This window comes from Sinorhizobium sp. 22678, assembly GCF_052044265.1.
GTDB lineage: Bacteria > Pseudomonadota > Alphaproteobacteria > Rhizobiales > Rhizobiaceae > Sinorhizobium > Sinorhizobium meliloti_A.
In genome coordinates this window covers 41,846-57,788 of record NZ_JBQEMS010000002.1, presented here as the reverse complement: position 1 = coordinate 57,788, position 15,943 = coordinate 41,846, and the positions used below count along the sequence as shown (strand labels likewise).

The following is a 15,943-nucleotide window of genomic DNA, read 5'->3' as shown; positions in this document are numbered from 1 at the left end:
TCCGTCGCTCACAGCGCCGGCAGCATACCGATCGGAACGAAGGCGAGGAAGGCGGTCCCGTCGCGGACGTTCAGTTTGACCGTGGCTTCGTTCTTGCCGCCGGCAAGCGCCTTCAACATGTTGGCGACGTTGTCGATCAGGTCGGTTTCGTCCGGAGCGATCTTCACGAAGTTTTCCCGCCAGGCGTCGATATTCGCAAGCGTGAGAGAGAATTCCCCCGAAATCAGCCCCTGATCATTCACCGAAAAGGGCCCGGTGAGTTTTGCGCTCATTCCGGAGCCCGCATCGAGTGTCAATTGCCGCAACTCGCCTCTGGTGCCGCGGAGCATATGGGGCGGCAAAGCACCCGCCTGAAGCCATTCTGCCTTGTCCGTAACGGTCAGGTCCATTGCGACATCGGCCGGTGCGGCAAGACTGGGTCCCTGGTCCGGACGCAGGTCGAGCTTTTCGATGCTGAGTGCCGCGTCCAGGTTACCGTCGTTCTGGCGCAGATGGAGCTCGCCATGGCTGGCGCCGAAGCCGAGGCCCTCGCCCGTCAGGGGGGAGCGCGCGGTGCCGGTCAGATTGTCATAGGCCACTGAGGTCCGGTCGATGCCAGAGAGGGTCGCGGCGACACTTGCGCGGAGCAGCGTCCAGTCGGCGGAAATGGTGACGCCGGGAGAAACACGGATTTCGGCGGGGCCGTCGAGCTCGAGGACCGCACGCCCGGGCTGATAGACCTGCGCCGCCGTTCGCAGGGCACCGAAGGACGCGGAGGCGCCGCGGCGCGTATCGTCGAGGCGAACCTTGTCGCAGAACAGACCGAGGCGGAAGGGAAAGCCACGCACCTCCATCTCGGCGCATTCGCCGCTGAAGCCGATCGACTGCCCCTTCGTCAGATAGGCGGTCAGCCGCTTTTGGATCTGGTCGGCGGCGAGAAACCAGCCGGCGGAATAAAGGCCGATCACGAACACGATACCTGCTGCCAGCCACAAGAACTTCCTGCCGGTAGGCGATGACTTGGCGACGGCGGTCACAGTCATGTTGTCGGGTACTCCACACTAAATCACGACGGTTTCAGGTCGGGTGGACCAGAAACTCATCTCGCTCTTGCCGCCGGGAGCCGCCTTTCGGGTGGCCGACTCCCATGCGGCGAACTAACCTTCATCCGCAATCGCGACACGGGCTATCGGCGCGACCAGTTCGATTGCAAGAGAATTGCTGCACAATTTTGTCCTTCGACCGATACGGTCCCAGGAATTATGCAGTAAAAATTTCGGTACGCCGCAGGAGCGTCGAACACTGATTCGGTGGACTGATTCGGTGGCCGGCCGGCGGCATGATGAATGGCAGCGGATATGGACGAATTTTGGGTCTTTGGCTACGGGTCGTTGATGTGGAATCCGGGCTTTCGCTTCGAGGAGAAGCTGACGGCGCGCGCTTTCGGCTACCGCCGATCCCTCTGCGTGCGCTCCTGGGTTCACCGCGGGACTGAACGGCACCCCGGCCTGGTGCTCGGGCTCGACTACGGCGGCTCCTGCGTCGGGACGGCATTCCGCGTGGCGCCTGCGCAAAAGGCGGAGGTGATCGACTACCTGCGCGAACGCGAGCTGGTCACGCACGTCTACAAGGAAAGGATCATGCCGGTGCAACTTTCCAGCGGACACCGCGTGCCCGCGCTGACCTATGTGATCGACCGCTGCCATGTCCAGTATGCCGGTGCGTTGAGCGCGGAGGAGGCGGCCGCGACGGTCGCCGTCGCCGCCGGCAAGTCCGGGCCGAACAGCGAATACGTTCTCAACACGCTCGAACATCTTCGCGAAATGGGTATCCGCGACCATTGGCTGGAGGAAGTTGCCGCGAAGTTGACGGCCGGCGGAGCTGCGTCGGTCCGGGCTTGAAGGGAGGCTACCGTGCCCCGAGTTCGCGCAGCCGCTGTTCGGCGGTGGGCGGCAACGGCAGGTGCGGATTGGCTCGCACGGTTTCGATGAGGAGGTCGTCGCTCGCAGCCTCGGTAACTTCCACCAGCTTCGCCAGAAATGCGTCCGGATCCAGCCCGGCCTCGATCGGCGGGAGGACACGCACTTTGAAGTGGCCAGGGAAACGGAGGAACTTGCGCCGCGGCCAGAACAGCCCCGGATGCATCGCGACGGGAACCACCGGCACCTGGAGATCCCGATAGAGCCGGGCAATGCCGTATTTGTACTCCGGCGGAGCGCCGGGCGGACGGCGCGTCCCCTCGGGATAGATGATCAACTGACGCCCGGTCGCCATCTCGTTTTTCGTGCGGTCCATCACCTCTGTCATCGCCTTGCCGCGCGCGGCGCGGTTCACCGGAACCATGCGCTGCTTGACGATGTACCAGCCGAACAGAGGTATCCAGGTGAGTTCCCGTTTGAGAATATAGAAGGGATCGTCGAGCCAGGGCAGAAGCGCATAGGCATCCCAGAAGGACTGATGCTTGGGCGCGAAGATGTAGGCGCCCTTCGGAATGTTCTCGAGGCCCTCGATCTCGAAGGTCGTACCGACGATCTTCGCGAGCAGCCAATGGTTGCTGCGCGCCCAGTTCTTGGGAACGAACCAGGCCGTCTTGCGCGGCACAAGGAAATAGAACGGCGTCAGCACGATCATCTGCACGATCAGGTTAACGTAGAAGACCAGATTGAAGAGGATCGAACGCAGGATGATCATCAGGCAGACTCTCGGGTGCGGGTGCGGGTGCGCCACGCTGCCTACACGAATATGCGGCGGAGGAAAACAGCCTCGCGACGGGAGCGCCTTTCTCCGGCGGCGCTATTGCCCGGCCGGCGCAACGGGCAAGGGCTCCGTCCTGAGGCCGTTCGTCCAGCGGGCGCCCATCACATCGCGCAGCGAGGCGACGGAGTATTTGCCGTATTCGAGCAGAATGGCCTTCAGCACCAGCGGATTGCGCAGCCAGTTGGTCGTCTTGAGATCCGAATTGACGACCGGGTAGGCAATGAATTCGGTTTCGGGCCTGGCGCGGCGCAGTTCGAGCAGGCTGCGCGGCATGTGGTAATTGTTCGTCACCACGAGGATCGTCCGATAACCTCGGTTGCGGATCCACTGCGAGGTTTCGGTGGCGTTGCCGATCGTATCGATCGCCGCACGACCGATATCGACGCAGCACTTGAACAGGTCGGCCGAACTCTGCGTATTGCGCCGGATCTGGCTTCGTGTCGTCGACGGATGAACACCGGAAATCAAGAGCCGCTTTCCGGCGCCGAGTTTCAGGAGATCGACAGCCTGGTCTATTCGCTGGAAGCCGCCGGTCAGCACGACGATCGCATCCGCTTTCGGAGTGGCAGGCGGTTGCAGCGAGGCGACGGTGTCGGCGAATTGCAGGAAGCCGGCGATGAATATGGTGAGAAAGGCGAGCAGCACGAAGAAGCCGCGGCGCAGCACTTTGCGCAACAGGCTGCGGGACTGGCGACGGCGCGCGGCCCTCTCCAGCCATTTGCCCCTTTCGGCCATCCCGCTCCCGCGTAGTTCTCCCGCCTTCATGATTCTCATCACATAGCCGCAGATTGCGGCAGGGAATAGATCGATTGCGGGCAATTCATGGTCTTCCGGCCGATTTCAACCCTGAAAGGTGTCGGTCCGGCCCGGATCGGATCGAATAAGATCGATTTCGTAGATCGTCCGCATGACTGTAAGGCGCGCCGTCAAGGTCGTCAGCAGAGCAATGACGACGATAATGGCGAAGATGCCGAGATAGCCGGTGTAGCCGATGGCGAAGGTACCGAACAGAGCGGTCGCCTGATCCGTTTCAGGGGTTGCAAGCGTCTGCGACTGCCAGAAGCTCGCCAGCGCAAAGGACAGCGCAGCGAGAAGGCCGCCGGCGCCGGCGCCCTTCAGACTGATTCGGAGAAAGTGCTTCTGGAATTCGGCGGCGACGAAACTCGCTTCCGCCCCGACGAAATGCAGGACCTCGACGATATGACGGTTGCCGGAAAGGGCGCCGCGGGTGGCGAAAACCACCGTCAGCACCATTGCGGAGAAGACCAGTACCAGGACGCCGGTGCCGATCATCGTGGTCGTGCTCGCCATCGCAACCAGGCGATCGACCCAGGTGCGGTGATCATCGAGAAAGGCCTGCGGGATCGTTTCGGTGAGCGCCTTTCGCATCGCGGCGAAATCGGGGGGATTGCTCTCGTCGATCGTGATGACGACGAGCCGCGGCACGGGCAGTTCGTTCAGGTCGAGTCCACCACCGAGCCACGGTTCGAGGAGGCGCGCGGTCGCAGCGCGGTCGATGATCGTGCCGCCTGTCGTGCCGTTGAAGGTCAGGGCCAGATCACGGGCGTCGGCGAGAGCCCTCTCCATGTCGAGGTTGTCGTCCGGCTTGATCTGGATGGTGATCTCACGGGAGATCTGCGATTGCCAGCTCTGGGCGGTCGCGCGCACCATGCTGACGCCGCCGAGGGTCAGGCAGGCCAGAAAGGACATGATGGCGATGACGCACATGAGCGCATGGCCGGAAACGTTGGCGGAAGGCACGATCGGCCCGGTCGGGCGCACGCGCATCTCGCTGCGACGCTGCTGCTGTTGCGGCGGAGGGGTAGGCTCGCTGCGGGCAACGCGGTTCTCATTCATAGATGTCGAGCCGTCCCTGTGACAGGATCATGCGCCGGGCCTCGACCTGATCCATCAAGGACAGGTCGTGCGTGGCGATCACCACCGCGGTCCCGAGCCGATTGAGTTCCATGAAGAGATTGAGCAATCGGCGCGCCATAGGCGGATCGACGTTGCCGGTCGGCTCGTCGGCAAGCAGGATCTCCGGCCGGTCGATCAGCGCCCGTGCGATGGCGGCGCGCTGCTTCTCGCCGCCGGAGAGCACGGGCGGCAGCACGTTGATGCGCTCGCCGAGCCCGACCCATTTAAGGAGTTCGAGCACGTCGGAACGGTAGCTAGACTCCTCCTTGCCGCGGACGCGGAGCGGCAGGGCGACGTTTTCATAGGTCGTCAGGTGGTCGAGCAGGCGAAAGTCCTGGAAAACGATGCCGACCCGACGGCGCAGCATCGGAAACTCCTCACGGGGAATGGAGGAGATGTTGCGGTCGAACATGCGGATGAGGCCGCGCGTCGGCTTGAGCGACAGGAAGAGGAGGCGGAGCAGCGTCGTCTTGCCGGCGCCCGACGGACCGGTGAGGAATTGGAAGGAACGGCGCGGGATATCGAATGTCAGGTCCCGGAGGATCTCCGGTCCCATGCCATAGCGCAAGCCGACGTTTTCAAAGTGAATCAATGGGACAGCCCAGTCTCTCGTCACGACCCTCGCCAATTCCGCCGAAGGCCGGATTATCGCAGCTCCACCCGTCTATCAGATGCGCGACGGCCGGTGAAGCACTTGAAGCACCGCATGTCTGCCTGCACCGGTTCCGAATTCAGGAACATGCAGTAGGACTGCGCTTCTGCCAAGGCAAAACCGGCGTGACACCATGGTTAAGCAAGGGTTAACGTTCCATGAAAAGACGCCGCTTTCGCGGCCTTGTTTTCAAAAGATTAACCATTTCGGTTTACGTCTCGTCAGGATTCGAAGCAATGCCTTGCATCCATCGCGGATGGCATGTGCATCGAGCGAAGACGTACGGCGCTGCAGGCAAGACGTCCGGCGCCGCGTTCGGGGAGCGGCCATGCAGGCATTTCGCGCAAAGACCGCGGGCATCGACCTCATTCCACCGGAGCGCGCCTCGCGTTCGGGCGCCGCTCAGCCGCGGCGCCTCGACTATATCGATGTCGAGTTCGAAACGGTTGCGCCGACCGCGCGGCGCAGCCCGTATCCGGTGTTCAACGACAAGCGCCGGGCCAGCGCCCGGCCGAAGGCCGGCGCGGCGGCCGCCCCGGGAATGCGGCGTGCAGCACGGCGGATCCTGGTCGCGGCCGGGACCAGGATCGATGCGATGTCGCCCCGGCGCTTTGCCGGCCTGGCCGCCTTTCTCGGACTTACGGTTTTCCTGCTGATCGCCGGTTTCGGAGGCGACGGACGGGCCGACATGCACCCGCTGCCGATGGAGGGCGGAAAAGGCGGTGCTTCCGATCGCTGAATGTGCTAAGCGCGGCTGAAGAAGGGAAGGCCGGTGTTCTTCCTTGCGAATGGAGAAACCCTTATGCCCGTCGTCCGCGGCAAGAATATCGAAGTCCTCTACAGCGCCGAAACCATTGCGGCGAGAAATCAGGAAATGGCCGGCGATATCGTTCGCGGGCCGCACAAGGATCTCCTGGTCATCTCGATCCTGAAGGGCTCCTTCATCTTCGCGGCCGATCTGATCCGCGCCATGCATGCGGCAGGCCTTGCTCCGGAGGTCGAGTTCATCACGCTTTCGAGCTACGGAACCGGGACCGAATCCAAGGGCGTCAAGGTCACCAAGGATATCGACAGCGACGTGCGTGACCGCGACGTGCTCCTCATCGACGACATTCTGGAGTCCGGCCGCACCCTGCGTTTCGCCAAGGAACTGCTCCTGGAGCGCGGCGCACGAAACGTCACGATCGCTGTATTGCTCGACAAGCGGGTGAAGCGCCGCGTCGATCTCGAAGCGGATTATGTCGGCTTCGAATGCCCGGATCATTTCGTGGTCGGCTACGGAATGGATGTCGCCTACGCGTTCCGCGAACTGCCGTTCGTCGGGGTTGTGACCGGCGACGCGACGTAACCGGCGCGCCGTTTCTGTCGTGGCCCCGTCACGGGGGATCGTTCCGGCGCGCTGAATGATTAAAATGCCTCCTATCGCGTTTACCGGAATCAAACGAAAAGCTGTTTGTTTGGAAGACGTATCGCGGTCGCATGAGGCGGCGGACGATACGCAGATCCAACGGAGCGTCCATGGCATCCAATCGCCGCGCCGCTCCCCGCAGAAATAATACGGGAGGCCATGATGGCGAAAATCCTGATCACCGAGGATGAAGACGGCCTGCGCTCGTTCGTCGCACGCGCGTTGCGGCTCGACGGGCACGAAACGGTTGAAGCCGGGGACGGAGCCGATGGGCTTGCCTGCCTTCGCGATCAGCCGTTCGATCTCTTGCTATCCGATATCCGGATGCCGGTCATGGACGGCATCGAGCTTGCGCATCAGGCGTCCGCCGCTTTTCCGGCATTGAAAATCCTGTTGATGACCGGCTACGCCGAGCAACGCGAGCGTGCCGACGACCTCTCCGGCAAGGTCGTCGACGTCATCGAGAAGCCATTTTCACTGCCCGACATTCGCAAGGCCGTCGCGCTCGCGCTGGCCGCCTGACGCCGATCGTAAACCTTTGATGCGGGACGCGGGAAGAGGCGCTTCGGAGAGGCCGCCCGACCCCTCGTCCCGCAGACCCATCACCGCATGTCGAGCAGCCGCTCGAGATACTGCCGCTCCAGTTCCGGCGACAGGCTGTCACCCAACTTGCGACGGATCTCTTCGAGGATCTGGCGGGCGCGCTGCGTGTCGATCTCGTCGGGCACCTTGACCTGATCGCCGAAATCGGGGCCGGCGTTCTGCTGCCGGCGGCCGAGGGGGTCACGTCCGTTCTGGCCATATTGCGGAACGCCTTGTCCGGGACCTTGTCCCTGTCCCTGGGCTTGCATCTGGTTCATCATGTCCTGCGCTCCCTCGCGCAGGGCCTGCAGAGCCCGCCCCTGGCTGCCGACCGCCTGCTCGCCCTGGCCCTTCCCGAGAGCGCCGGCGGCACCTTCCATCTCGCGCTGCGCCTGACCGAAGCCCTTGCCGGGCTTGATGCCCAAATTCTCGAGACCCTTCTGCAGGTCGCCGAGTTGCTTGCCGAGCGATTCCTGCTGCTCTCTCAATTGCTTGAGAGCTTCCTTCAATTGCTCGGCGGTCATGTCGTCCATGGGGTTGGGTTGGCCGTTGGGGTCACTCCGCTGCCCCGGATCCTGGGGCATGTCCTGTCCGAAAAGTTCCTCGTCCTCGCCTTCGAGCGGATCGCCGCGCTGCATCCGGTCGCGCAGTGCCTGGTCCAGTTTGAAAGTTTCGTCCATCAGCTGCTGTTGCCGCTGCATAAGCTCGCCGAGCTTATCCATCTGCTGCCGCATGGCGTTGTTCTGCTCGCCCATCTGCTGCTGCATGCGTCCGGCCTGGAGATTGTTCATCATTCTCTGCAGTTCGGAGAGCATCTGCCGCGCCTGATCGCGCGCGCCGGAGCGGGCCAGATTTTCGATCTGGTCCATCATCTTCTGCAGATCCTGCTGGCGCAGCACGTTGTTCATCTCGGGATTGGCGGCGACGGCGGGGTTCTTCGCGGCCTGCTCGGCGAGCGCCTGCATATATTCCTGCATCGCCTGGCGAAGCTCGTCCATCAGCCGGGCGATTTCCTCGTCCGAGGCGTTACGTTCGAGCGCGTCCGACAGCGCCTGCTGCGCGTCGCGCAGCCGCCGGTCAGCGAGCGACAGGTCACCGTCCTCGATGCCGAGCGCGATTTCCCACAGGTGGTCGGCGGCATCGCGCAGCATGTCGTCGTTCCGGGCGAGCTGCATGCGCGTGCGTGCCGATTTCAGCAGCAGGAAGTGGGTGGCGTTGGGAATCGTCTCCTCGGGATAAAGCGTCAGCGCATCGTTGAGATCGATCGCGCGCGGCAACTGGTTGGCGTCGAGCGCGAAGACCTGGCGCTGTTCTGCGACGGCAGCGGCGAGGGGTTCGAAGAAACGGCGCGCCGGCAGAACGATCTCCTGCGGCACGCTTCGTCCCTCCTGGCCGGCTGCATCACGAGCGACGAGCGTGATGCTCACGCGCTTTCCGGCAAGCGGATGCTCACTCAGATTGCGGCTCGTGGTACCCTTTGCTTCACGGGCATTGCGCCGCGGCAGATCGAGGCGATATTCAGGAGGGCCGTAGAGCGGATGGGCGTCCTTCGCGGGCTCCTCGATGGGCTTTATCTCGGCCCAGGCCTGCGCGATGCCGTAATCGTCATGGGCCAGGTAGCTGATGTCGAGCGCCGCATTGACCGTTGGACGCGGTTCGCCGTCGAAAGCGATGTCGGGCACGCTGTCCGGCGTGATCTTGAAGCTCCAGCTCTGGCCGCCGACGGAGAGCGTTCCGTCCTTGGCGATCTTGTAAACATGATTGCGGACCGCATTCGGAGTTGCCTGAGGGGTTTCCGGTTGGGCTTGCTCCGGCCTGGATGTCGTCTCCGCCTTGGCGTCCGACTGAGGGATAACCATGGGTTCATCGCCCGCGGCTGCGTAGCTGACCGGTTCCTCGGCCCCGGCGCCGGTTATCCGGACCGTAAGATCGCTGAACTGAGGTATCGTGATCTGAGGCTTCTCCTGCGGATACTGCTCATTGTCCTCGGCCGGGGCCGTCGCGTCCTGACGACCCGTAAGAAAGATCGGCGCGCGGCCGGTATAGGCGGGCGGTGTCACCCATGCATCGATACGGATGTCGGCCGTCGCTGCCTCTTGCTCGGGCAGGCGGAAGGCATCCGAAACCAGTCCGGCGCGATTCGAATAGGAATAGGCGAAGGCGACGCAGGCAAGGAGGACAGGGACGGCCCTCAGCGCCCACGGGTCATGCCGTGCGATATCGGGGCGCGGCAGACCCGTATCGAGTTCCCTGACAATACGCGCCATACGCGCCTGATGTTCGCGCCAGAGTGCGGCGCCGAAAGCGCCCTCCGTCGCGGGCGCATCTTCCTGCACGCGGATCGCCTGATGCGGCAGCCGGTTGCGCTCCTCCAGCATCCGGTCCGCCTCGGGCGTTTCGGGCCAGCGAATGCGGGTCAGCGGCAACAGGGAAATGAACAGCCCTATGACGAAAGCAAGTAGAAGGGCGGCATGCAGCCAGAACGGCGCAGCGCGAAAGAGGCCGACCCAGCCAGCGGAGAGAAACAGAAGAACGAGCGAGGCGGGGACGAGCATGCGTGGCAGCAGCTCTTCGGCCAGAAGAACAAAACGGGCGAGGAATCGCTTCGCCGCCAGCATCCTGGCGAACGACTGCGGTTTTGGCGTTTCATCCTGCCGGAATTGCGTCATCCGCCGAAACTTCCTTTCGATCCTTCGACCGCAGGCGGTCAATGGTCAGGATAACATTGTTTGTGGCGAAGACGAGGGCGGCCCGTAAAACAATGCGTGATCGCCGCCGGCAACCCCAATCGTGACAGCGTCGCTCGAGGTCAGTCGAGCCAGTCCGGCACCGAGTCGAGGCCGATCAGCTCGTCGTAGCCCCGGCGCGGGCGGATCACGTGGAAACGATCGCCCTTGACGAGCACCTCGGGCACCAGCAGGCGGCTGTTATAGGTTCCCGCCTGTACGGCACCGTAGGCGCCCGCCGAGCCGATCGCGAAAAGATCGCCGGGCTTCGGCATCGCCATCTCCCGGTCGAGCGCCAGATAGTCGCCGGTCTCGCAGACCGGCCCGACGACATCGGCCTTGATGCGCGGTGCGCTGGCCGCGGAAATCCTCACCGGGCGTAACTCGTGATAGGCCTCGTAGAGCGTCGGGCGGATGAGATCGTTCATCGCTCCATCGACGATGACAAAGGTCTTGTCGCCGCCGTCCTTCACATAGACCACTTCGGTCACGAGAATGCCGGCATTGCCGACGATCAGCCGGCCCGGTTCGGTGACGATCTTGCAGTCGAGGCCCTTGAGCTGGTTCTTGACGAGATCGGCATAGGCATCCGGCAAGGGCGGCGGGTTGTTGTCTTCACGGTAGGGAATGCCGAGACCGCCGCCGATATCGACGTGCTCGATGACATGCCCGTCGGATCGCAGCGTATCGACCAGTTCGCGCAACAGCTTGAAGGCGTCGTCGAAAGGCTGCAGCTCGGTGATCTGGCTGCCGATATGCATGTCGATCCCGGTCACTTCGATGCCGGGAAGCTCGGCGGCGTGAGCGTAGACGCTCCGGGCCCGCTCCCAGGAAATGCCGAACTTGTTTTCCTTCTTCCCGGTCGAGATCTTTGCATGTGTGCGGGCATCGACGTCGGGATTGATGCGGAAGGAAACCGGCGCTCGTCTGCCGGCGCGTACGGCCCTCTGGTTCAGGACCTCCAATTCCGGCTCGGATTCGACATTGAAGCAATAGATGCCTGCCTCGAGAGCAAAATCCATCTCGCGCGCGGTCTTGCCGACGCCCGAGAACATGATCCGGCTTGCCGGAACGCCCGCTGCAAGCGCGCGGCGCAGTTCACCCTCGGACACCACGTCCACGCCTGCGCCGAGACGGCCGAGCGTTTTCAGCACGGCCTGGTTCGAATTGGCCTTCATCGCATAGCAGACCATGGCGTCCACATCGGCAAAGGCTTGCGAAAAGACCCTGTAATGGCGCTCCAGCGTCGCGGTGGAATAACAGTAGAACGGCGTGCCGACGGCGCGCGCGATCTCCGTCAGGGGCACGTCTTCGGCGTAAAGAATTCCGTCGCGGTATTGGAAATGATTCACGGTCTTTCCTCGGCTCAGAGGAGGGGGTCAAGCAGGAATGGGCGGTCGTCGACGGTTTGCTTCGGCGCGACAGTACCGGCGGGCGTTTTCGTATTGATCGGTGCGGTGGTCCCCGGCCGGTCGAGGTCGCCCTTACGCCCGCAGCCGGCGAGAACCAGCCCCGGGATTGCCAGAAGAAGCGCGATTCGGGCGGCCTTCCTGAATGTCATCGTCATTTCCCTTTGCCGAAGCTGAGAGCCGATTGATCTTGGGAGCGCGGGGGCGGCAGGAACATGTTCCCTGCGCCGCTCCGGTGCGATGTCTTACCGATTTTTCAGCGCCTTGTGCACCCTGTTTCTGCGCAGGAGAGAGCAACAGTGGAGCCGACGCATTTTGCAACGGAAACCGTTACACACTTTTCCTGAAGCGCTCTAGTTGCGCGCCCGCCACCAGGAGATCTGCTTGCGGACTTCGGAGGGCGCAGTGCCGCCGAAACTGGTGCGGCTTGCCACGGAGGCCTCGACCGTCAGGACGCCGTAGACCTTGTCCGTTATCGCGGAATTGATCGCCTGCAGCTCGGCGAGCGGGAGGTCGGCGAGGTCGCATCCTTTCTGTTCCGCAAGCGCGACGACGCGGCCGGTCACATGGTGGGCGTCGCGGAAGGGCAGGCCTGCCTCGCGCACCAGCCAGTCGGCGAGATCGGTGGCGGTCGAGTAGCCGGAGCCGGCTGCAGCCTTCATCCGGTCGGCGCGTATCGTCACGTCGCGGATCATGCCGGTCATGGCCGCGATTGCGAGTTCGAGGCTCTCGGCCGCATCGAAGACCTGTTCCTTGTCTTCCTGCATGTCCTTGGAATAGGCGAGGGGAAGACCCTTCATCACAGTGAGCAGCGCAACCAGCGAGCCGTTGACGCGCCCGGTCTTGGCGCGCACGAGCTCGGCCGCATCGGGATTCTTCTTCTGCGGCATGATCGACGAACCGGTCGAAAAGGCGTCCGACAGGCGGATGAAGCCGAATTGCGGCGTGGACCAGATGACGATTTCTTCCGCGAGCCGCGACAGGTGGGTCGCCGCGATCGCGGCGATCGACAGGAATTCGAGCGCGAAGTCGCGGTCGGAGACGGTATCGATGGAATTGCGCGTCGGTTCGCGGAAGCCTAGCGCCTTGGCGGTCATGTGCCGATCGATGGGGAAGCCGGTGCCGGCAAGCGCGGCTGCGCCGATCGGGCTTTCGTCCATGTGCTCGATCGCGTGGCGAACGCGCGCCCGGTCGCGGCCGAACATTTCCACATAGGCCATGCAGTGATGTCCGAAGGTGACCGGCTGCGCCGTTTGCAAATGGGTGAAGCCGGGCATCACCGTGTCGGCATGCTCTTCGGCGCGGTCGAGAAAGGCAGCGATGAGACCGGTCAGCGCCTTCTCGGTCTTCTGAAGCTCCTCTTTCACCCACAGGCGGAAATCGAGCGCCACCTGGTCGTTGCGCGAGCGCGCCGTGTGGAGGCGCCCGGCGGCCGGGCCGATCAGCGCCGCCAGCCGCGCCTCGATGTTCATGTGGATGTCTTCCAGGCGGCGCGAGAATTCGAATGCGCCGCTGTCGATCTCTGACAGGATCGTGTCGAGGCCGTGAACGATCTTGTCTTTGTCTTCGGCGGAAATGATGCCTTGATGCGCCAGCATCGTCGCATGCGCTATTGAGCCGCGGATGTCCTGGGCATAGAGCTTCTTGTCGAAGCCGATCGAGGCATTTATCTCCTCCATGATCGCGTCCGGGCCCGAGGCGAAGCGACCGCCCCACATCTGGTTGGAGGATTTAGTCTCGGAACTGCCGTCAGCCATCAGGATGCCCGCCTTGGAGAATGAAATGCCAGACCAGAAGAAACGCCCTCCGGCCCTTAAATTGTTCGCGCTCGCCGCCCTTCTGGGCGTGATCGCCGGTGCGGCTGCGGTATACGTGAAGGAGACGGGGTCTGGCAATGGCGGCGTCACGCCGACGGCGGATGCGAGCTGCCCGCTGGCCGGGCAAAAAGTGGCTTCGCTCACCCCGCTGATGCGCGGCCAGGTCGCGGCGATGACGCCGGCGGACAACGCGCGCCCGATCGGCGGCCTCGATTTCGCAGGTCCCGATGGCAAGCCGCTGACGCTTGCCGCCTTTGCCGGCAAGACAGTCCTGGTCAACCTCTGGGCCACCTGGTGCGTGCCTTGCCGGGAGGAGATGCCGGCGCTCAACGCCCTGCAACAGGCGCTCGGCGGCGACCGTTTCGAGGTGGTCGCAATCAATATCGACACCGGTGCCGACGACAAGCCGAAGGCATTCCTCGACGAGGTCGGCGTTCATGCGCTCGGCTACTACCGCGATGCCTCGATGGGAGTTTTCAACACGCTCAAGAAGGAGGGGCTCGCCTTCGGCCTTCCCGCTACCTTGCTTCTCGACGAAAAGGGCTGCCTTCTGGGGTCGATGAACGGGCCGGCCGTATGGGACAGCGATGACGCGAAGAACCTCATCGAAGCGGCGCTCGCTCCGCCTGCAGGAAGTTGAGGGATCGCCGCAGGAGCCTTCCGCCTGACCTGAAAGGTCAGCGAGTCGGTACGGGCACCTCGCCCCGGTAATCGTAGAAGCCGCGGCCGGACTTGCGGCCGAGCCAACCGGCCTCGACATATTTCACCAGCAGCGGGCAGGGGCGATACTTCGAATCCGCCAGGCCGTCATGCAGCACCTGCATGATCGACAGACAGGTGTCGAGGCCGATGAAATCGGCGAGCTGCAACGGACCCATCGGATGGTTGGCGCCGAGCTTCATGGCCGTGTCGATGGCATCGACGGTGCCGACGCCTTCATAGAGCGTGTAGATAGCCTCGTTGATCATCGGCAACAGGATGCGATTGACGATGAAGGCGGGAAAATCTTCGGCGACGGTGACGGTCTTGTCGAGATGCGCGACAAATTCCTTTGCCGCCTTGAAGGTCTCTTCCTCCGTGGCGATACCGCGTACGAGCTCCACCAGCTTCATGACCGGGACCGGGTTCATGAAGTGGATGCCCATGAACCGTTCGGGACGATCGGTGGCGGAGGCGAGCCGGGTTATGGACAGGGACGATGTGTTGGTCGCCAGGATGGCATCCGGCCTCATGACCGGGCAGACCTGACCGTAGATCTTGCGCTTGACGGTTTCGTCTTCGGTGACCGCCTCGATGACGAGATCGGCCTGCGCGAGGTCGTTGATGTCGCCTGAGCCCTTGATCAGGGAAAGCGCCCGCTTGCGGTCCTCGTCGCTCATCTTGCCGGAGGAGACCTGCCGGGCAAGATTGCCGTTGATGGTGGCAAGCCCCGCCTCGATTCGGTCCGCGGCGATATCGTAGAGCTGAACCTTATATCCGGCGGCTGCCGAAACATGGGCAATGCCGCAGCCCATCTGTCCTGCGCCGATAATTCCCACCGTCTTGATCATTGAAGCGAACACCCATGTTCAACAGGTTGCGGCAATGACGCTGCCGCAAATGCAAAATTACCGGGCCGGCAGGGCCGGCCCGGTATGATTGTTAATGCCATGTCGGCGCTTTTTCCAGCTTTTTCGTGTCGGTAGCCAGTGCGTCAAAGCGCCTTTTCGAGTTCCGGCAGGACGTCGAAGAGATCGGCGACGAGGCCGTAGTCGGCGACCTGGAAGATCGGCGCTTCCTCGTCCTTGTTGATGGCGACGATCACCTTGCTGTCCTTCATGCCGGCGAGGTGCTGGATCGCGCCGGAAATGCCGCAGGCGATGTAGAGGTCGGGGGCGACCACCTTGCCGGTCTGGCCGACCTGCCAGTCGTTCGGCGCATAGCCGGCATCGACGGCGGCGCGCGAGGCGCCGACGGCGGCGCCGAGCTTGTCGGCAACCGGGAGGATGACTTCCTTGAACTTCTCCGAGGAGCCGAGCGCCCGGCCGCCGGAGATGATGATCTTCGCCGAGGTCAGTTCCGGCCGGTCGGAGGACGACAGCGCATCGGAAACATGGGCGGAAAGGCCGGGATTAGCCGCGGCGGCAACCGTCTCGACCGGGGCCGAGCCGCCGTCTTGAGCAGCGGCAAAGGAGGCGGTGCGCACGGTGATCACCTTCTTCGGCTCGCTCGTCTGCACCGTCTGGATGGCGTTGCCGGCATAGATCGGCCGTTTGAAGGTATCGGGCGCGACGACCTCGATGATCTCCGAAACCTGGGCGACGTCGAGAAGGGCTGCGACCCGTGGCATGACGTTCTTGCCGACCGAGGTGGCGGCGGCAACGACGGTGTCGTAATTGCCCGCGAGCGAAACGATCAGCGCGGCCAGCGGCTCGGCGAGATTGTTGGCGAGCGAGGCGTCCTCAGCGACCAGCACCTTGGCGACGCCCGAAAGCTTGGAGGCTTGCTCGGCAATCCCTTTGACGTTCTGACCGGCAACCAGCACATGCACGTCGGTTCCGGTCCCACTGGCGATCTTCGTTGCCGCCGTCAGCGCCTTCGCGGTCTGGTCGGAAAGGTGGCTGTTGTCGTGGTCAGCCAGAAGCAGAATGGCCATGGTAGAATTCTCCCTTTCGATCGAGCTCAACGATCCGTTCCGGATCGGAGCTCATGAGTCT

The 15,943-nt window shown here is 63.3% G+C and carries 16 protein-coding genes; 5 read left to right on the top strand and 11 right to left on the bottom strand.

The features are described 5' to 3' along the window. Nucleotides 1-8: 8 nt before the first annotated feature. Nucleotides 9-1,022, bottom strand: coding sequence for a DUF2125 domain-containing protein (locus tag ACTJKL_RS03685; RefSeq protein WP_440852207.1), 1,014 nt, complete (start codon nucleotides 1,020-1,022; stop codon nucleotides 9-11). 303 nt (nucleotides 1,023-1,325) lie between these two features. On the opposite strand from ACTJKL_RS03685, the gene ACTJKL_RS03680 reads away from it, so the two are divergent. Beyond that, a complete protein-coding gene (locus ACTJKL_RS03680) occupies nucleotides 1,326-1,880 on the top strand; it encodes a gamma-glutamylcyclotransferase (protein WP_379938029.1) in 555 nt (184 codons plus the stop codon). Between the two features lie 7 nt (nucleotides 1,881-1,887). Here ACTJKL_RS03680 and ACTJKL_RS03675 read toward each other — a convergent pair whose 3' ends face one another. From ACTJKL_RS03675 to ftsE, 4 genes are all read right to left on the bottom strand, one after another. Then, the gene (locus ACTJKL_RS03675) at nucleotides 1,888-2,670 is read right to left on the bottom strand and encodes a lysophospholipid acyltransferase family protein (RefSeq protein WP_127708920.1); all 783 of its coding nucleotides are present in this window, start codon (nucleotides 2,668-2,670) and stop codon (nucleotides 1,888-1,890) included. Between the two features lie 102 nt (nucleotides 2,671-2,772). Beyond that, a complete protein-coding gene (locus tag ACTJKL_RS03670; protein ID WP_018096913.1) occupies nucleotides 2,773-3,471 on the bottom strand; it encodes a YdcF family protein in 699 nt (232 codons plus the stop codon). A 105-nt stretch (nucleotides 3,472-3,576) separates the two neighbouring features. After that, the gene (locus ACTJKL_RS03665) at nucleotides 3,577-4,593 is read right to left on the bottom strand and encodes a cell division protein FtsX (protein ID WP_100674184.1); all 1,017 of its coding nucleotides are present in this window, start codon (nucleotides 4,591-4,593) and stop codon (nucleotides 3,577-3,579) included. Continuing rightward, nucleotides 4,586-5,209, bottom strand: coding sequence for a cell division ATP-binding protein FtsE (gene ftsE / locus ACTJKL_RS03660; RefSeq protein ID WP_234704940.1), 624 nt, complete (start codon nucleotides 5,207-5,209; stop codon nucleotides 4,586-4,588). The genes ACTJKL_RS03665 and ftsE overlap by 8 nt, the downstream gene beginning before the upstream one ends. 424 nt (nucleotides 5,210-5,633) lie before the next feature. Between ftsE and ACTJKL_RS03655 the strand changes: the two genes are divergently transcribed. From ACTJKL_RS03655 to ACTJKL_RS03645, 3 genes are all read left to right on the top strand, one after another. After that, the gene (locus ACTJKL_RS03655) at nucleotides 5,634-6,044 is read left to right on the top strand and encodes a hypothetical protein (protein ID WP_440852206.1); all 411 of its coding nucleotides are present in this window, start codon (nucleotides 5,634-5,636) and stop codon (nucleotides 6,042-6,044) included. Nucleotides 6,045-6,107: 63 nt separating this feature from the next. After that, a complete protein-coding gene (gene hpt, locus ACTJKL_RS03650; protein ID WP_440852205.1) occupies nucleotides 6,108-6,653 on the top strand; it encodes a hypoxanthine phosphoribosyltransferase in 546 nt (181 codons plus the stop codon). A 222-nt stretch (nucleotides 6,654-6,875) separates the two neighbouring features. After that, on the top strand, nucleotides 6,876-7,235 hold the full coding sequence (locus ACTJKL_RS03645) for a response regulator (protein ID WP_026168803.1): 360 nt from the start codon (nucleotides 6,876-6,878) through the stop codon (nucleotides 7,233-7,235). 80 nt (nucleotides 7,236-7,315) lie between these two features. Here ACTJKL_RS03645 and ACTJKL_RS03640 read toward each other — a convergent pair whose 3' ends face one another. The 4 genes from ACTJKL_RS03640 to argH form a co-directional block, all read right to left on the bottom strand. Continuing rightward, entirely contained in the window at nucleotides 7,316-9,964 is a 2,649-nt protein-coding gene (locus tag ACTJKL_RS03640; RefSeq protein WP_440852204.1) for a TIGR02302 family protein, read from the bottom strand. 140 nt (nucleotides 9,965-10,104) lie between these two features. Further along, nucleotides 10,105-11,373 carry a diaminopimelate decarboxylase gene (lysA, locus tag ACTJKL_RS03635; protein ID WP_440852203.1) on the bottom strand — a complete coding sequence of 423 codons (1,269 nt, stop codon included), beginning with the start codon at nucleotides 11,371-11,373 and terminating at the stop codon, nucleotides 10,105-10,107. A gap of 14 nt (nucleotides 11,374-11,387) precedes the next feature. Further along, nucleotides 11,388-11,588 carry an LPS translocon maturation chaperone LptM gene (lptM, locus tag ACTJKL_RS03630; protein ID WP_440852202.1) on the bottom strand — a complete coding sequence of 67 codons (201 nt, stop codon included), beginning with the start codon at nucleotides 11,586-11,588 and terminating at the stop codon, nucleotides 11,388-11,390. A gap of 195 nt (nucleotides 11,589-11,783) precedes the next feature. Beyond that, nucleotides 11,784-13,187 carry an argininosuccinate lyase gene (gene argH, locus ACTJKL_RS03625; RefSeq protein ID WP_379938032.1) on the bottom strand — a complete coding sequence of 468 codons (1,404 nt, stop codon included), beginning with the start codon at nucleotides 13,185-13,187 and terminating at the stop codon, nucleotides 11,784-11,786. A 25-nt stretch (nucleotides 13,188-13,212) separates the two neighbouring features. Between argH and tlpA the strand changes: the two genes are divergently transcribed. Next, nucleotides 13,213-13,887 carry a thiol:disulfide interchange protein TlpA gene (gene tlpA / locus ACTJKL_RS03620; protein ID WP_275597417.1) on the top strand — a complete coding sequence of 225 codons (675 nt, stop codon included), beginning with the start codon at nucleotides 13,213-13,215 and terminating at the stop codon, nucleotides 13,885-13,887. A 37-nt stretch (nucleotides 13,888-13,924) separates the two neighbouring features. Here tlpA and ACTJKL_RS03615 read toward each other — a convergent pair whose 3' ends face one another. Both ACTJKL_RS03615 and ACTJKL_RS03610 read right to left on the bottom strand, forming a co-directional pair. Next, nucleotides 13,925-14,797 carry a 3-hydroxybutyryl-CoA dehydrogenase gene (locus tag ACTJKL_RS03615; protein ID WP_010970098.1) on the bottom strand — a complete coding sequence of 291 codons (873 nt, stop codon included), beginning with the start codon at nucleotides 14,795-14,797 and terminating at the stop codon, nucleotides 13,925-13,927. Nucleotides 14,798-14,940: 143 nt separating this feature from the next. After that, nucleotides 14,941-15,882 (bottom strand): electron transfer flavoprotein subunit alpha/FixB family protein, encoded by a 942-nt coding sequence (locus ACTJKL_RS03610; protein WP_411921836.1) that lies wholly within the window; start codon nucleotides 15,880-15,882, stop codon nucleotides 14,941-14,943. Nucleotides 15,883-15,943: the final 61 nt, after the last annotated feature.

Excerpts from the sequence above, each read along its gene's own strand:
- ACTJKL_RS03680 (WP_379938029.1), top strand. The coding sequence starts at position 1,326 with ATGGCAGCGGATATGGACGAATTTTGGGTCTTTGGCTACGGGTCGTTG.
- argH (WP_379938032.1), bottom strand. The coding sequence starts at position 13,187 with ATGGCTGACGGCAGTTCCGAGACTAAATCCTCCAACCAGATGTGGGGC.
- lptM (WP_440852202.1), bottom strand. The coding sequence starts at position 11,588 with ATGACGATGACATTCAGGAAGGCCGCCCGAATCGCGCTTCTTCTGGCA.
- ACTJKL_RS03675 (WP_127708920.1), bottom strand. The coding sequence starts at position 2,670 with ATGATCATCCTGCGTTCGATCCTCTTCAATCTGGTCTTCTACGTTAAC.
- ACTJKL_RS03640 (WP_440852204.1), bottom strand. The coding sequence starts at position 9,964 with ATGACGCAATTCCGGCAGGATGAAACGCCAAAACCGCAGTCGTTCGCC.
- ACTJKL_RS03645 (WP_026168803.1), top strand. The coding sequence starts at position 6,876 with ATGGCGAAAATCCTGATCACCGAGGATGAAGACGGCCTGCGCTCGTTC.
- ACTJKL_RS03655 (WP_440852206.1), top strand. The coding sequence starts at position 5,634 with ATGCAGGCATTTCGCGCAAAGACCGCGGGCATCGACCTCATTCCACCG.
- ACTJKL_RS03665 (WP_100674184.1), bottom strand. The coding sequence starts at position 4,593 with ATGAATGAGAACCGCGTTGCCCGCAGCGAGCCTACCCCTCCGCCGCAA.
- tlpA (WP_275597417.1), top strand. The coding sequence starts at position 13,213 with ATGCCAGACCAGAAGAAACGCCCTCCGGCCCTTAAATTGTTCGCGCTC.
- ACTJKL_RS03685 (WP_440852207.1), bottom strand. The coding sequence starts at position 1,022 with ATGACTGTGACCGCCGTCGCCAAGTCATCGCCTACCGGCAGGAAGTTC.
- hpt (WP_440852205.1), top strand. The coding sequence starts at position 6,108 with ATGCCCGTCGTCCGCGGCAAGAATATCGAAGTCCTCTACAGCGCCGAA.
- ACTJKL_RS03670 (WP_018096913.1), bottom strand. The coding sequence starts at position 3,471 with ATGGCCGAAAGGGGCAAATGGCTGGAGAGGGCCGCGCGCCGTCGCCAG.
- ACTJKL_RS03610 (WP_411921836.1), bottom strand. The coding sequence starts at position 15,882 with ATGGCCATTCTGCTTCTGGCTGACCACGACAACAGCCACCTTTCCGAC.
- ftsE (WP_234704940.1), bottom strand. The coding sequence starts at position 5,209 with ATGGGACCGGAGATCCTCCGGGACCTGACATTCGATATCCCGCGCCGT.
- ACTJKL_RS03615 (WP_010970098.1), bottom strand. The coding sequence starts at position 14,797 with ATGATCAAGACGGTGGGAATTATCGGCGCAGGACAGATGGGCTGCGGC.